This is a genomic window from Bradyrhizobium sp. JR3.5 (genome assembly GCF_054057015.1).
In genome coordinates, this window is record NZ_JBSRYV010000001.1 from 417,378 (window position 1) to 433,209 (window position 15,832).

A 15,832-nucleotide genomic window follows, 5' to 3' on the forward strand; every position below is an offset into this window, starting at 1 on the left:
GGTCAACGGCGAGGCTGTGGTGCATGCAAGACTGCGATGAAGCGCGGAAGATCAACGCATTGGTGATGTCGCTCGGCCTTCTGTGGCCGAACCGCCCGTTTATGCCGGATTGTGGTATAGTTTTCTCCTAACAAAAATGGGAGGAAATTATGGCAAGTGGAATGACCTCTCCTCACAAGCAAATCCTCAACCGCCGCAACATCGTCAAAGGTGCTGCGGCGCTGGCCGCCACGGCGGTGAGCCTCAAAGCGGCGTCTGCGGCGACCGTGATGCCGTTGGGCCAAACGGGCGCTCCAACAACGGCGAGCGAGCCGTTGCCCTTGGGGCCGCTGCCCGGCGGCCGCTATCCGGACTCCCATCTGGAATCCGCCAAGAAGGGGCCACCATCATTCGGGCCCCCCGATTTTCCAGCCTTCGCCGGCACTATGGCGGTTGAGCGCGTCGCAACCGGGTTCCGCTGGGCGGAGGGCCCGGTCTACTTCGCGGCCGGGCGTTACGTGTTGTTCAGCGACATTCCCAACAACCGCATCATGCGCTTCTGCGAGGACGATGGTCACGTCAGCGTCTATCGCCAGCCTTCGATGAACTCGAATGGCAACACCATTGATCGGGAAGGACGCCTGATCACCTGCGAGCATAGCGGCCGACGGGTCACACGAACCGAACTGGACGGATCGATCACGATTATCGCCGATAAATATAACGGCAAGAGGCTGAACTCGCCGAACGACGCGGTTGTCACGTCCGATGGCGCGATCTGGTTCACCGATCCCGTCTACGGCATCGGTGGCTATTATGAGGGCATCAAGGCCGAGCCCGAGCAAGAAAAGCACAACGTCTATCGTGTTGATCCCAAGTCCGGGGACGTCAAGGTCATCGTCGATGACTTCGTGGAGCCCAACGGCATTGCACTCTCGCCCGACGAGAAGAAGCTGTATGTGATCGATACCGGCTTCACGGACGGGCCGAACAACCCATCGCATATCCGCGCGTTTGACCTTGATGTCGCTGCCGGGGAAGGCTTCGAACAGCAAGGTCTTTGCGGACATGCCCAAGCCCAGCATTACCGACGGGGTACGCACTGACACCGATGGGCGTGTTTGGTGCTCAGTGGGTTGGGGCGATCCGAATGAGGACGGCGTGCGTTGCTATACTCCCGCCGGCGAACTGCTCGGCAAGATCCACATACCCGAAACTGTCGCCAATCTGTGCTTCGGCGGTCAGCAACGAAACCGGCTTTACATCTGCGGCTCGACGTCGCTCTATGCCGTCTACACCAGTGTGCAGGGTTCTATGAAGCCGTGAGGCTCAGCGATAACCCGATCAATCTTAGAAAGAGAGCCGCCCAGGTGGCGGCTCTTAGGTCTTGCGCCGTCCAGATCCCAGGCATGTTCGAGAGGCATTAACTGCTATGACCGCGAATTAGGAATACGAGACTGGATGATTTTTGTCGCCTCTGGCTTGACGCCGCAACTAGAGCACAAAATACCCAGTATGGTGGCTGTTCTCTTCTATGCCGCTTTACTGACTATGTCCGGTCTGGCCCATCGGCGAAGTGGCTGCCGACACCGAATACGTCCGATCATCGGGGTAGACTGGAAATCCATGAGCAAGAGCCAAAACGGCGCTTTTGACCCGAAGCTTCCCAGCATTGGGACCGCGCGCGGCTCGATCGGCTGCTTAACGAGAGAGCGGTGAACCTGCAGGAGCGCAGCGCGGCCTGGCAGAAGTCCGGCTGGACCGACTTCGATGCCGCAAGCCCGCCGTTGTCGCCGGAGGACATCGGCCGCGAGCGCGAGCTTTACGGCGCGGGCGTACGGCGATAGGGCTCCTCCGCCTCGACAAGACAAAGGCCCCGCGATGCCGGGCCTTTTTTTATAATGCGGATCGCCACAAAGGTATCTGGGTGGAGCCGAAGCTGTTGGCCGAGATCGAGTACCGCGCCAAGTCGGCCGAAGGGAAGGTGCGCCATCCCTTCATCAAGGGGCTCCGCGAGGACCTTTGAGCAGCCGCGTCCAGCTAAATACGCTCTCATGTGCCGCATGCCCTACCGGCGAGACGCAAGGCTTGGACCCGGAGACTTTGCTTGATCGGTGGGATCGCTCTGTAACGTCGCTCGCCTTTCGGCGACAGCATGATTGAACAGTTCAAGGACCAGATCGAATGCGGTCAGATCCTCTTGTTCGATCGCTCCATCATCGTAGCTCTTCAGGATTTCGCCGATGATCGCGTCGACTTCGCGTTGCGATGTCAATAGGTCCTGTTCGGACCGGGCATTGCGAACCTCAGAGACCACGGCGAGAATGCGGTTGCGGTGGCTCGTGTCGTCGTCCCGTTCGTCCCGGTTCAGATAGCGACGCAGCCAGGCGGCGGCCGAACCGATCCCGGAAAGAAGCAGCAAGGCGAACCAGAAGTAGTCGCTGTACTTGTCCAGAAAGGTCCGCTCTGTCCCGTTGATGACCGCTGCGGCCCCCCTGTGCACGGAGGGCTCCGCCTCCTTCTCCGTCTCGGGCTTCGTGATGTGTGCGGCGCCGGCGACACGTTGCGCGATCGTGTCGCGCACAGCGAAAAGCTGCCGATAGAAGGCCGCCGCTTTGGCTTCCGATAGTTCTTTTCTGGCCAGGATGAGATGGTTGACGCTGATGGTATCGACCTTGTCCTCAGGCCAGGCCGGTCTCGCGCTGAAGATGCTAGCTGGAATTTCCTCGGCTTCGTAGCGGGGGTGCTTCAAAGCGATGGCCTCGGATGTTTCCACCGGAAGAAACTTCGGAGCTCCGCGGGATCGGGAAGTCGCCGCGATCGCGGCGGCGGTGATCTTACTGTCGAGCGGACCGACGGCGAGATACGCATCGATGGTGGCGTCTTGAGCAAGTTTTTGGATCTCTTCGGTCCCGAATTGAGCCGTGGCAACCTTCTCGGGCTGCACGCCGGAGCCCTCCAGAATGGTCCGCAAGAGTGCGACGTTGGCTCCGGACCTTCCGATGATGCCGACCTTATGACCGGCCAGATCGGCGATCTCTCTGATCTTTCCAGTGGGCTTTTTCTTGGACTCCTTGCCCGGTCGCCCGGAGGGTGACCACAGGATGACGTAGTTCTTGCGAAGGACGGCCAGTGTCTGCGCGTCGGCCGGCATGCCAAGATCGCCGCGACCAATTGCCAGGTCGGTTTTGCCGGCGCCCAGCAGGACCAGGGATTCGGCTGCTCCTTCGGTCGTGATCGGGGAGAGCTTGACCGTCCTGCTTTCCTCCTCGAAAGCCTCGGCCATCGTTTGGACCACCTGATGGTCGTCGCTGCCTGCGGGTCCGACAGCGATCCGGAGGGTTTCGGGCTGTAAGACGTAGAAAAGGGCGGCCGCAGCGGCGCCAAAAACAACAAATCCGAAAGCCAGCACGATCAATAGCCTTCGTTGGCGTCGATCGTGAGCACTCCTGACTGGATCGGACGGTGACATCAGCACAACCTACATGAACAAACGCTTGCTTAGGAGTTACAAGTGCGCCGCCGCGAACTTGGGCGAACTGATGGCTGAGCGGAATGTTCCGTCGCGAGATGAGTTCACGAGGGGGAGACTCCCTGTGGCCAACCTTCATTCGGTCTCGGCGCGCTGGCGCGGATTCTGCGACGCCTGGTTGAACGCATTTTGGTGATCGAGCGCCCGGCATGCCGTGAGTCAGGACGGTTGACCGGTTGCGCGAGGTGAGCGTGAGACGCCGCTACAGCGCTGTCCGTTGCGTCCGTGCCCGAGGCATGTGGGTCGCGTGTCGGCGCTGGCGAGCCGCGAGCGGTCCCGCATCCACGCGGAAGGCCGGCAGGCGAGACGGTGGACGAAGCCGGTGAGACGTTCGGCCGATCGACGGCTGGCGCTCGATCGGTACGACTTCTTTGCGGACGGATGGTAATAGTCTGGACGATTGCGCTTCGGACGAGCGAGAGCCGCGCCGTACCGGCGCGGCTTGAGGTCGCGTTGGGAACGCTTCACCAGTGGTGATGATGCAAGCGGTGCCGCACGATCGGATATGCGCCGCGGTAATAGGCATAGGCTGGTCGAACGACCCGGCGGTACCGATAGCCATAGGAAACGGGCGCCGTGTAGGACGTGGTCGTGGCATAGCCGCCGCCCCAACGATATCCGCCGCGATCTCATCCCGCTTAAGGGGACTGTGCTCGGGCGCATCTTGCCCGCAAACTGGCGGGCAACCTCTGGCGGGATTTCTAGCGGCTTTCGGGTAATCGGCATGACCGGAAGATAAGTATCCGGGGCCGGATTACGAATCCGCAGCGAAGGCCCCGCTATGGGGTTTCTACGGGGCCTCGCCTTGCGCGGTAGGGGTTCTCGGCCTGGAGAGAGCCGAGGCGTAAATCAAACTCTCTTGGGAAAATCCGTCAAGACAAATTTGTCCCGTCGAGATTCACACGGGTTATTTCCGGAACCGGACGTCGTTTGGGATGATCCGAGCAACAGGGCAGGTAATTTTCATTTCGTATTTTTCAGCCCTAGCACCGACGACCGCTGCTTCTCGGCGGACAGCGGTTAGGCGATCCAACTCGGCCCCAGCATGATCCGGATGCTGGGACCTTTTTGATTAGGAACGAAGTAGATGCAGTGGCATTGGTCGCCCTGTTCGGTGCGGTAACGCTACCGGCACTGCAACGCCCAGCACACTGGCCCCAACTTCCACGGTCAGCTGGGGCCGTTTTCCTTATGCCTTAAGGTCCTTGCCTAGCTCGGGCTTCGCTGACTCTTTTCCATCTCCGCCATGTCCGACGCGCTTCCAGTCGGTGTAATCGTAGATACCCGACCAATGATGGACGGGCTTGCCGCAAGTTAAGCATCTGAAGAGGCCTGAGGCAGGAGTGGAGCTTCGCTCCTGCGACACAGAATGAATAGTGCCGCAGCTGCGGCACGAAAAATAGACCTTGATATCAATCTCCCTTCGACTGTCTGAAACTGCTCTTAGCTCATGATACCGTAGATCCGCAGAAGTATGCGTTAGGGAAAAAGCCGAGGCAAAAACAATCCGCGTTGATGATGTAGAATCCTGGCATTCTGGACCGGCTCAAACGCCCGCGCATGCACCGTGATCCTGCGGGCGGCCTTTTCGGGGTCGGAGTAGGGACGGTCGCTAACAGATTTCATTCAGTCCAACCGGGTAATGTGCTGGCCGCGCTCGACGGCTTGCAGATCGACTTGACGAGCTGTGTCCAGATCCTTTGCCAAGGCACTCTTCCGCGGCTCTACACCCAAGTCCATCGATCGGCCGCACTTCTCGCATTTCCAAGTCTTGGCTTGCTCCAGCCGACCAATCACCACTTCGTGTCCGCAACTAAGGGTGAAAAGCATTTGGTCAAGCATGCTGATCGTCATTTCATTCTCTCCCCTTTCGTTCGAAGCGATAGCTGTAAACGGACATCCGTTCGGCACATCGGACCCGCATGTGCCGAAAAGTAGGATGGCCCCGGCAACCTGGGGGGCCTGCGGAGGCCGAGTTGCTGGGGCCAAGCGCCAGACCCGCGTCGAATCGGGATTGGCACAGCTAGCATCGTTCAGGATTCGATAGCTTGCAAGGTGGGTGCGCGGCGGTTCACCTGTCGCTCTCCTAGCCACCATGTCGAAGGCGGGTTCATGGTGGAAATCTTGGTCGTCCGCAGCGCCACAAGATGGCTGCGCTTGAACAGATAGCCGTTCAGTCGAGGGCACTGCTTGCACCGCATGTACCGCTCGAGCTCGTGGATTGGCGTCCACTTCGGGCGTCGCACGATGTCGAGCGCCACGGTCTGATGCGTCTCGCAGCCGAGGCACTTCACTTCGAGGTAGCGGTAGCCGGCGTTGCGGGCCGGGACACGCCCGGAGCCAACCCGAAGATCAAGGGTGCTCCCTACCCGGCCAGTACCTTCCCGTCGCACCCTGGCGCTACGCTCTTCGGCTAGGTCGAACTCGGTCACGCCGGGAGCAGGGCGGCCAAACCTACCGTCATCGCGGGCGCATCGCCTGAGCGGGGAGGTAAGCCACCGGTTGAGACCATGCGACCGCGAGGTTGCTGAAACCGGAGCGAGCGCCCGACCATGCGGTGCGTCCACGACGACGGTCCTGGAGCCAGATAGGAAGGCCGGCCGCTCATAACGGTCAGACGACGGTGCTCGATCCGCCGCAGGACCACCATCAACGCGAGGAGGCGACGATGTTCCAGAACTGCCCCGCGCTGGTGCTCAACGCGAATTTCCAGCCGCTGTCGTATTTCCCGCTCTCCCTGTTTAGTTGGGAGGATGCGGTGAAGACGTTGGTGAAGGGATCTCACGCCGTTGTCGCTGAATACGACCAGGTCGTCCGCAGCCCGTCGACCGTGATGCGGCTGCCGTCGGTAATCGCGCTGCGCGAGTATGTGCGGCCAGCGGCTCGAGTCGCCTTCACGCGGTTCGATGTCTTCCTCCGCGACCGCTTCCGCTGCCAATACTGCGGCGAGCAGCACCTGCGCGGGGAGCTCACCTTCGACCACGTCGTGCCTCGCGCTGATGGCGGCCCAGACCTCCTGGACGAACATCGTGGCCGCGTGCAGTCCCTGCAACACGCGGAAGGACCGCTTTCGCGTGAAGCCGTTGCGGGCGCCGTTCGAGCCGTCGCTGCACGATCTGTTGGCTACTCAGCGGCTGTTCCCGCCGAACTTCATGCACGAGACTTGGTTCGATTTCCTCTACTGGGATTCCGAGCTCGAGCGCTGAGCCATGGCGGCGGCGGCTGCGATCGCCGCCGGTTCAACATTTCCCCTTAGCTCAGTGGAGTCAGAGCATCGCTCTCCGAAGGCGACCTGCTCGCCGTCCTTCTCGCGCAGCCTGACGCCGAAACTGCGATAGACGGGATGCACAAGGTTGCTCAGATCGTCGGCGAACACGCGAGATCGATCAGGGATCAGATCGAGAGGCGTCCAACCCCGGCGCCGCGGCCGTCCCTCTCGGCCGTGCACCACATTGAGCCTAACGCAGGGGGACGGCATGAAGATCAAGGCGTGGCATCGCCGTCAAGCCGTGATGCTGGCAAGCCAACTTCCGGAAAAAACGGAGGACGCGTTGCTCGTATTGCGCTTGGCAACTCAGCATGTGACGGACTTCGTCGCCGTCGAGCCGGAGATGAAATCGGCTTCCGTGATCGCTTTGATTGAGGGCAACAACTGCTGGGCCCTGAAAATTCCCAAGCGCGAGCAAACGTCAGAACCCATGCCCAGGTTTCATATTTTTTGATCGTCAGGATTGCTCACGCGCAAAAAACAACGGCCCCAGCACTCCGGGGAGAGCGCTGAGGCCGTTAAAGTGTCCGACTCCATAACGAACTGGCGAACTAACTTCTGGAATTGCCACTTGTTCCCGAAGATCAGCCGGATCGCACATCCATCTGGATTAGCCGCCGGGGTCGTTCTCATTATTGCGTTTGACTATTGCCGCTCTGGATCGGTGGCAACGACTGCGCCTGGTCAAATCGTCACAAGAAAAGACGCCGCCGGTCTCAAAAATACACGCCCGGCGGCGTTTTCTTCCTGAACCGGGACACTGAAATCCCCAGCGCTCTCAGAGCTGCATGGACTGTGCCGCAGTCCGGTGAGGGTGACGCTCGCATGAAATAGGGACCTCCCCATCAGAAGGTCACCCGAACAGAAGCCACGCAATGCTTGCAAGAAGCGCGATGAACGACACCGCCACAGTGCTGGCGAAGGCAATCTCCACACTATCGATCCGATCAGAATACAGCCGCATCGAACTGGCCCTCCCGGCGACAAAGGGATCGCCGCGACAATTAAACAACCCGAAGGTGTCCTAGTTCCCGTCGCGGGTGCCCCTAATTCGGACAGCACCGGCTCGCGCGCTCCGCACGAAGTAATCCCTATGGACCGGCTAGTGGCACCGAAGGGCACAGGAACGTGTGGCGGTATCGGGCGTAGTTTTGTTTGCTCCCGGCTTATCAGGTCCCCCAAACCCCAGGCTGGGAGTCCAGAATGGCGACCCCGGCCCCGCTACCCACACGCCGGGGTCGCTCCGTTTGTGATCGGCGGTCATTCAGTCCGCGGCCCGGCGCCTGTACCGACCCGCTTGCTGGTTTGTTAACGGCCTCACTAGAATCGACATCGTTTTTCGGCGAGCAACCTAGGCCGCCGGTCCATGCTCGGCCGGTTTTTCTTGCAGCCGGCTGCGCTACCGACTTAGGGTGCCTCTCATGGCTTCAAGGGAGAGAGCGGCGTGGCGACAGGTACTGTGAAGTGGTTCAATCCAGTCAAGGGATTTGGATTCATCCAGCCCGACAACGGCGGCAAAGACGTATTCGTGCACATTTCGGCGGTCGAAAAGGCCGGTCTGAGCAGTCTCAACGAGGGCGCAAAGGTAAGCTACGAAGAGAGGGAGAATCGGGGCAAGACGTCTGCCGAGAATCTGAGAGTCGGCTAACGAGGTTCGAAGTCAACCCCCGCCGGTTCACGCCCGGCGGGCCTTTATTTTAAAGCTATCGCACGCGCGCCGCTTAGTGGCGATGGTGCGCCCAACCATAATGGTGGCCGCGGCCCCAGCCGTAGTGATGCCCGCGCCCGCCGTGATGGCCCCCCATCCATGGCCGTGGCCGTGACCGCCCCTGACTTGGATGACGGTATCGGCGCTGCCCCGAGTAGCGGAGCCGGGGCCTTCGTCAGGATCTCGAGCGTGGCGCGCTTCTCCGACAGATTCTGTCGCGCGAAGCCAGGATCGTGCTTCACGATGGTCGAGGCGTCGCTGATGAGATCGGCGCACTTGATGCCCTGGGTTTGCGGGCCAGCAGCGGCGAGGCGGCGACGGTCGATTTCCCCTCGGCTCTCGCGGTTCAAGCCGGGCCCCGGCGGCGTGTCGGTGAGGTCGAGCACCATCAGCGCGACGCCGGAACCGAACTTGGCGCAGATCTCCGGCAAGGTCGCATCAAGTGGGGTGCGTCGAGGCGTAAGACCCAGATAGGCGCCGACGCTTGATGCCGATCGGAAGCGCGATGGGTCGTCGATCGTATGGCGGAAGGTCAAGGCGGTCACCACGCCGACACCAGGAACCGTCATCAGGCGGCGCGTCGTCTCATCCGACTTCGCCAACTGGCGAACTTCGTCGTCGAGCTTGCTTTGCTGCTTGCAGATCTGCTCATGGATCGACAGAAGCGGCGCGATCACGCTGAGGAGTTGAGGATCTTCGCCCAATAGCTCGCAGACCTGATTGCGAAACTGCGGTCCGATCGCGCGTGGGAAGAGCAAGCCGTATTCTTTGATTAAACTGCGGACCTGAATTCTCGATATCTCGACGAATGGCCACGAGCCGAGATCTCGCGACGAGTATCGCGCGGATCTTCTGACTTTCCTCGCTCTTGACTTTGACTTCTCGATACCAGCCAACCCGCACCAGTTCGGCCAGACCTCGAGCATCATTCTGATCGCTCTTGTTCATGCGTACGGACAAAGCCGCGTGGGCATGCCGCGCGTCGATGCAGACCACCGGAAGATCAACCCTACGAAGTTCATGCCATAGCCAACCCGCCATCGCCCCGTCTCAAATCCGATGCGCTCCGCCTGTGGCGCCCGCTTGCGAAGCAGTGCCGTGAGCGCCCCAGGGCGGACTTGGCCTTTCCCTCGAACAAGACCTGACCCACTTCGTCGACCACACATACTGACGTTTCTTTTTGCGAGACATCCAGCCCAACATATTGCTTCATAGCCCCCTCCGATTCGCGAGATTGCGGGAAGGCTTGAAGATAGCGGGCCTTTCGAGCCGCGGGCGCCGACGCAATTACGTCATCGTTTCTAAATTTGGACGCCGATCCCCCGGCTTAAGGGCAATATTGCAAACGATGACAATCAAGCGCATGGCCGGCTGGATCGTCCGCAGCTGGGACTGACGTGAGGTGCACTACCGCATGGTACTGACGCCGTTGGCATAGCTACTTTTGCCTTGGTCTAGTCGGATTGGCGTCTCTCTCGAGAGGGCGTGGAGGAAGCGGCGCATACTCCGTGGCGAAATACCGAGTCTGGCCGTTAACTTCCCTAGCAACTACTTCGCCCTTCGCAGTGAGGCTTTGAAGCGCGGCAAGGACATCAGCCCTGTGCTTCGTGCGGGGCGATGATCTATTTCGGGACATCCTTTGCTCCTCGATTTTTGCTGACGGCTGGATCCCCAGCCCGTGTTCTTCGGTACGGAAACACAATTATCTAGACCGTATTCGCGCACTTGCATCAGCAAGACTCAAGAGCCGATCGGAGGACTGTCGACGAACACACCGGGGAGAACCTGCGCATAGGGAAGCTAAGTCGACTTAGCTTCCCTAGGATTGGTTTCTGCAAAGGTTATGCAGATTCAAGCTGGGCCCTTAGGGTGCCACGGCTGTAGAGCTTGTCGCGTCGCATTCGATGCTTGTCGGCGGCTATTGTCGGTCACGTCGAAGTCGCGGGTGTGTGGAATGCAGCCGTAGTTGTCTCCGCTGGTCCTGATCGTTTTGCTCGCCGAAGGCACCGTTCGGTCTGCCGCAGGATGCGTCACAGTCATGCTGTGCGCATTCTTCGAGGTCACGTGATCGAACGGAGAAGACTTCCCGCACACCGTTGTCGCTGTTCGATAACGAGACACTGTGCGCCGCAATCAATAAGTGCAGGAAAATCAATTGAGCGATCAGTGGCTTCCGACATGCCACTTTCGGTCGCGGCGCCCCATTGCCAATGGGCCCGCTCCCTCGCTGTGTTTCTTTCTCGGCAGCATGAATTGTGAACTGCCTCACGTTGCGACGAAGAAATTCGATGAGCACGACGGTGCTTGTGAATACGAAGGCGACGTGTCATAGTTTTGTTGCCTCGTGTTGCTAAATCCAATCTATGCTTCGCTACTTTTAGTCAATTTGAAGCCGCGGCTCGTTGTTCGTAGAGGACGCTGCGATGAATCTTTTTCTCAACGTTTCGGATGTTTGGTTTTCATCTCGACACCGGCCCCGCGCCAAATCGGACAGCCTCATAATCAGAGGCGCTCTCCTCGACTCGGTCAGTCGCTAATTTGTTTCACCCCGGCGCGTAGCCGCCCGGGGTGCCGTTGCGTGAGTGTTTTTTCTGCGCCGTCAGGTCCATTTTCAAATGGAGCATTCCAATGGGTATTCATTGGCGCTGGAACAGGGAAGCCTTTAAGCGCTCCGCGTTCGAATCGCTCCTCGACAAAGTCGTGCGTGAAATTTTCCCGGTCCGCGTCAGTAAGAGGCGCCGCACAGGCGGCGCAGCGCGCTCCACCGCCAAGCCAAAACGCCAAAGCTTTACGCTAGAGGCAATTGAGCCGCGGCTGCTGCTCTCGGCGGATTTGTCATACGGCGCATCCGCTGCCACCCAATTTTGGGTGAAGGCGGTTGACGCGACGCACGTTCAGATGTTCACCGACGCGGCTGGGACTCAGGCGGCTACGAACGCCCAGCTTCTCACTGGCGGTCAAATTACGATCGAACGCGGCTCCATCCTCGGCGACGTTATTAGCGACACGGTTCATATTGAAACCGATACGTTCTCGACCCTCGACGCCGGCCTGACCGGCATCAGCGGGAACAAAAACCTGCTCGACATTACTTTCGATGGCGGCGACCAGCGGGCTGTCCAGGACCACGTCAAGCTGGACAAGGACGCCAGTCTGCAGTTCGGGCTGTCGGTGACCAGCAATTCGGAAATCACAGCCACGAATAGTCTCACCGTTGCCGGTGATCTCACTCTCAAGTCCGACCAGATCGGCCTGACCGGAGCGCTTCCCGGTGCCGGTTTTATCCCAGGTTTCTCGCAGGCGGCCGTGGCTATTGGTAATGCCGGAATTACCCTAGACGGGGCCAGTTTCCTCGCCAAGGGCGGCAACATCACGCTGGAGGCGCGCTCCAATTTCAATATCAGTACGGGTGGCGCGGACGATGCCAGCGGTATCGGTCAGTTCAGTCTCAACGATCAGTCGATTCTCGACGCCAATATGGGCGTTAGCAACCTGTCGAATGTTTCGCTGGTCCTGAGCTTCAGCAGCGTCAATGATCGATATCGGCGACGGCTCGACGGTCAAGACCCAGGGCAGCGGCGATGTCAGCATCAATGCGCTGGTCGACGACGCCGGCGGCGGCATCATCGGCACGGCCAAGAACAACAGTTCGGTCAACTTCGCGGTCACCGTCGGCAGCGCCGACCCCGAGGTGCTAATCCACGGTGGTTCGCAGATCACCTCGGCCGGCAAGATCGACGCTCACGCCACCTCGGACATCAGCACGTTGAAGACCGAAGTCGTCGGTCCCGACTCCGGGGGCGACAACAGCAACTCCAAGCTGGACGGCGCGGTGGCCGTGACGGTGTTCGAGAGCAAGGCCGTGGCCGCCGTCTTCGATTCGGCCCAGCTCAGTGCTTCCGGTGCCGCGACAGTCACGGCGAGCAGCAAGGTCATCGGCGACACCAAGGCCGACGCGACGGGTGTGACGGCCGGCGCCGCGGTCGCGGTCTCGGTCCTGTACGGCGACACCACGGCCTCCGTCGACGGGGCATCCGTCGACAGCAGTTCCGTCACCGTCAGCGCGGCTTCGGACCGCGAGTTCAGCACGGCGTCGACGTCCTCCACGGACGGCTCGTCGCAACATGACGGAGCGAGTCCCGACAATCCCAGCGAGAACGTGCTGTCGACCAACAAGGCGACGACCGCCGACAATACGTCCACCGGGGCGGCGGGCACCGAGAGCAACATTACCGTCGCCGGCGCCGTGTCGGTCGGCGTCGATCTCGGGGCGACGTCGGCGTTCATCAACAATGCGTCGATCGGCCATGTCGGCACCGGCGCGGTCACGGTGTTGGTCGACCCGACCGACATTATTTCGGTCACCGCCGACGGCTCCAACACGGGAACCGGAAACACCGGGGTCGGCGTCGCCGTTGCCATCGACACCGCCACCCGCGACAATCTCGCGTTTGTCGGCGGGACCACGACGATCGCTGCGAACGCGCTCAGCATCGAGGTCAAGCCGTCGACTGCAAGCAGCTTCGATGCCGAAGCGACCTCGGGCGCCGGCGATCCAACCAAGGTCGGTGTGGCCGGCTCGTTGGCCGTCAACGTGATCCTGACCACCAACAAAGCCTATATCGACACCGGTTCGTCGCTGACCCTGCTCGGCAGCCCGGATGTCCTGATCGAAGCCGATTCGAACATCACGATCACGACCAAGGCGTTGCCGGGAGGAGAGGGCGGCGGCGACGAGACGAAGTTCGGCATAGGGCTCTCGGTCGGGGTCGGATACGGCCAGGACGAGACCGCGGCGTTCCTTGGCAACAATGCCGGCGTCAGCGGCGCGAAGGGGCTGAGCCTGCTTGCCGACTCGGTCCACAAGATGGACACCGAGGCAACCGGCGGCGGTCAGGGCCAGACGGCGGTGACGCCGATCATCGCGATTTCGGTCGCCGACAACGACACGCATGCGACTCTTGGCAGCGGCTCGCTGCTCACGGTCGGAGTCGATGGCTTCAGCGCATCCTCGAAGCTGACTGATACGGTGCAGACGATCGCCACCGGCGACACCAAGTTCAGCAAGACCGGGGTCGGCATCTCGATCTCGCTGTCGATCATCAACGACACCTCGCTGTCGACCACCAACCGCGACATCGCCTCGAGCGGCATCGCCGCGTTCATGTCGAGCGCGATTTCACTCAGCGAAAGCATCTCCAGGGCCAGCTCGAAGGGCGGCGAAGACGACAATGCTTCGAAGGGCGAGGATAGCGACAACAGCAGCGTCGACGGCAAGACAAATGCGCAAAAGAGCTTTGCCAACAATGAGAAGGCGAGCGGCGGGCAGACGTTCGGCTTTACCGCGGCCAACGTCGATACGAACGCCGATACGATCCAGCTCGGATCGGGCCTCAACACCGGCGACGAGGTGAAGTTCCATATTCTCGATGCCACTTCCGGCGAGGGGCTGCTCAACAACCAGAATTATTATGTACGAGACGTCGGCGGCGGCAATTACAAGTTCTACCATTCGGCCGATGACGCGAAGAACGATAAGAATGCCATCAACCTGATCGGTTCGCCCAACGGCAGCCAGGAGTTCGTCTCGGTCGCGCCGACGCCGTCCCGCGACACGACCACCGAGGGCACCGATCCGAACAAGACCCAGAGCGACAAGCGGCCATCCGCGTCGACGTCGGGCGGTTCCGTCAGCGTCGCCGGCGCAGTCGCGATCAATATCGAGAACGGAACATCGATCGCGTCGATTCCGAGCGGGCGCCACGTCACGGCGACCGGCCTCGTGTCGACGCTGTCGAGCGCCAATATCGACAGCCACGCAATCGCCAATGGCGCCGCCACCGCAAAAGGTGGCACTGGCATCGGCGTGGCGGTGCCGATCAATGTCAGCAACATCACCAATCTCGGCTATATCGGCAGCGGCGCCGTGGTCAGCGGCGGCGGCATCAGTGCCGGCGCCGTCATGGCGGACCGCGAAATCGCGGCGCCGGCGCTCGCGCCGGCCGTCGTCACGCAGGACGGCGTCACTGACAGTGTGTTCAAGGAGGATTCGATCTTCGTCGGCCTCGATGCCGGCCTGAAGAACGGCGACGAGGTGCTGTACACGCCGAAGGGCTCATCGATCCAGGGTCTGAGCTTCGGCGGCAGCTACTACGTCAACGTCGCCGAGGACGGCACGATCCGGCTGTATGGCGACGGCACGGGCAACGGCAACGGGCAGTCGGACGCCGAGGCCGGCAACGGCAACTACATCAAGCTCACATCCACCGGAAGCGGCTCCGAGCACGATTTCTTCAAATATGTCGACCTCCCTGGGGGAGCCACTGCGCCGAACCTGCTCAGCCCGATCAAGTTCAACCCGCAAGGCACGGTCACGCTGTTCAACGCGGGCGACTACAGCGAGTTGCGCACCGGCGATCAGGTCACCTACGACGCAGCGCTTGGCGCGGCGGTCGGCGGGCTGACGCAGAAAACCCAGACCTACTACGTCATCGATCTCGGCGAAGGGCATTATCAGCTGGCGGCGTCGCGCGACGACGCGATTGCGGGCACGGCGATCGCCCTGACCGGGACCGGCAACGACAACCAGGTCCTGCACGACGCGACGCATTCGAGCCGGGCCGACGCGGCGTCCGGCGCCGGTGATGGCGATATCGGAGTCGCTGGTTCGGTGGCCATCAATGTCGTCAACAACGACACCGAAGCGGTGCTGGGCCGCGGCGGCGCCGCGACGCTGACGATCACCGGTGGTGGGGATGTCTCGGTCGTGGCGGCCAGCGATGAGGCGAATATCGCAATTGCCAGGCCGTCGGACGGCGACGCCAGCGGCAAGAATGTCGGCGTCGGCGCTTCCATAGCGGTCAATGTCATCGGCCCCGACAGCAACCATAACCTGGTCAAGGCTGCGATCACCGACGGCACCACGATCAGCGGCACGATCGGCGCATTGACGGTCTCGGCGAGCTCGGGTGACGCATCGTACACGCACGGCGAGAACGGTGCTGAGTCGTCTTCGGGCGTGGCGGTCGGCATCAGCGCCGCCGTTGCCGTGATCGACGACACCGTCAGCGCCTATGTCGGCACCGACAACGGCACCGGGATTTCGGGCACCGGCGATGTTTCTATCACCTCGGCCGTTACCGCGGACGATCTGACCGAGACCGACGCCAAGGCGGCAGGCAAGAGCGTCGGCGTGGGCGCCTCGGTCTCGGTCGCCGTCGTCGACGTCGAGAACAGCGCCGAGGTGGCACGCGGCATCTCCACGACGCTCGGCGGCTTCACCCTGCAGTCGTCCGCAGCGGTGTCGAGCGTGGCGGAGGCGATCGCCACCGTCAGCGGTGCGTCC

Annotated in this window: 9 protein-coding genes and 4 pseudogenes; 7 read left to right on the forward strand and 6 right to left on the reverse strand. The window is 61.2% G+C overall.

Annotated features, from left to right (window positions below):
* The first annotated feature begins 425 nt into the window (after positions 1 to 425).
* The 3 genes and pseudogenes from ACVWW1_RS02185 (at position 426) to ACVWW1_RS02195 (ending at position 2,005) form a co-directional block, all read left to right on the forward strand.
* Positions 426 to 1,305: pseudogene (locus tag ACVWW1_RS02185) on the forward strand (SMP-30/gluconolactonase/LRE family protein).
* A 389-nt stretch (positions 1,306 to 1,694) separates the two neighbouring features.
* On the forward strand, positions 1,695 to 1,826 hold the full coding sequence (locus tag ACVWW1_RS02190; protein WP_456654683.1) for a hypothetical protein: 132 nt from the start codon (positions 1,695 to 1,697) through the stop codon (positions 1,824 to 1,826).
* Positions 1,823 to 2,005, forward strand: a complete 183-nt coding sequence (locus ACVWW1_RS02195) for an ATP dependent DNA ligase (protein ID WP_456656599.1) — start codon at positions 1,823 to 1,825, stop codon at positions 2,003 to 2,005. Before ACVWW1_RS02190 ends, ACVWW1_RS02195 begins: the two co-directional genes overlap by 4 nt.
* A gap of 42 nt (positions 2,006 to 2,047) precedes the next feature.
* Here the strand turns inward: ACVWW1_RS02195 and ACVWW1_RS02200 are convergent, their stop codons facing one another.
* The 3 genes from ACVWW1_RS02200 to ACVWW1_RS02210 all read right to left on the reverse strand — a co-directional run bounded on the left by ACVWW1_RS02200 (position 2,048) and on the right by ACVWW1_RS02210 (position 5,943).
* Positions 2,048 to 3,451, reverse strand: coding sequence for a TAXI family TRAP transporter solute-binding subunit (locus ACVWW1_RS02200; protein ID WP_456654684.1), 1,404 nt, complete (start codon positions 3,449 to 3,451; stop codon positions 2,048 to 2,050).
* A gap of 1,686 nt (positions 3,452 to 5,137) precedes the next feature.
* On the reverse strand, positions 5,138 to 5,365 hold the full coding sequence (locus tag ACVWW1_RS02205) for a hypothetical protein (RefSeq protein WP_456654685.1): 228 nt from the start codon (positions 5,363 to 5,365) through the stop codon (positions 5,138 to 5,140).
* 179 nt (positions 5,366 to 5,544) lie between these two features.
* Positions 5,545 to 5,943, reverse strand: a complete 399-nt coding sequence (locus tag ACVWW1_RS02210) for a hypothetical protein (RefSeq protein ID WP_456654686.1) — start codon at positions 5,941 to 5,943, stop codon at positions 5,545 to 5,547.
* Between the two features lie 236 nt (positions 5,944 to 6,179).
* On the opposite strand from ACVWW1_RS02210, the pseudogene ACVWW1_RS02215 reads away from it, so the two are divergent.
* The 3 genes and pseudogenes from ACVWW1_RS02215 to ACVWW1_RS02225 all read left to right on the forward strand — a co-directional run bounded on the left by ACVWW1_RS02215 (position 6,180) and on the right by ACVWW1_RS02225 (position 8,427).
* A pseudogene (locus ACVWW1_RS02215) lies at positions 6,180 to 6,717 on the forward strand (HNH endonuclease).
* A 270-nt stretch (positions 6,718 to 6,987) separates the two neighbouring features.
* A complete protein-coding gene (locus tag ACVWW1_RS02220; RefSeq protein WP_456654687.1) occupies positions 6,988 to 7,233 on the forward strand; it encodes a hypothetical protein in 246 nt (81 codons plus the stop codon).
* A gap of 990 nt (positions 7,234 to 8,223) precedes the next feature.
* Complete coding sequence (locus ACVWW1_RS02225) at positions 8,224 to 8,427, forward strand: cold-shock protein (RefSeq protein ID WP_456654688.1); 204 nt, start codon at positions 8,224 to 8,226, stop codon at positions 8,425 to 8,427.
* A gap of 509 nt (positions 8,428 to 8,936) precedes the next feature.
* On the opposite strand, the pseudogene ACVWW1_RS02230 reads toward ACVWW1_RS02225, so the two are convergent.
* Positions 8,937 to 9,700 (reverse strand): annotated as a pseudogene (locus ACVWW1_RS02230) (IS110 family RNA-guided transposase); the annotation flags it as partial.
* Positions 9,701 to 11,115: 1,415 nt separating this feature from the next.
* Between ACVWW1_RS02230 and ACVWW1_RS02235 the strand changes: the two are divergent.
* Positions 11,116 to 11,313: pseudogene (locus tag ACVWW1_RS02235) on the forward strand (LEPR-XLL domain-containing protein); the annotation flags it as partial.
* Between the two features lie 9 nt (positions 11,314 to 11,322).
* Here ACVWW1_RS02235 and ACVWW1_RS02240 read toward each other — a convergent pair.
* Complete coding sequence (locus ACVWW1_RS02240) at positions 11,323 to 11,616, reverse strand: hypothetical protein (protein ID WP_456656696.1); 294 nt, start codon at positions 11,614 to 11,616, stop codon at positions 11,323 to 11,325.
* A 204-nt stretch (positions 11,617 to 11,820) separates the two neighbouring features.
* Positions 11,821 to 12,051, reverse strand: coding sequence for a hypothetical protein (locus tag ACVWW1_RS02245; protein WP_456656697.1), 231 nt, complete (start codon positions 12,049 to 12,051; stop codon positions 11,821 to 11,823).
* Positions 12,052 to 15,832 lie beyond the last annotated feature (3,781 nt).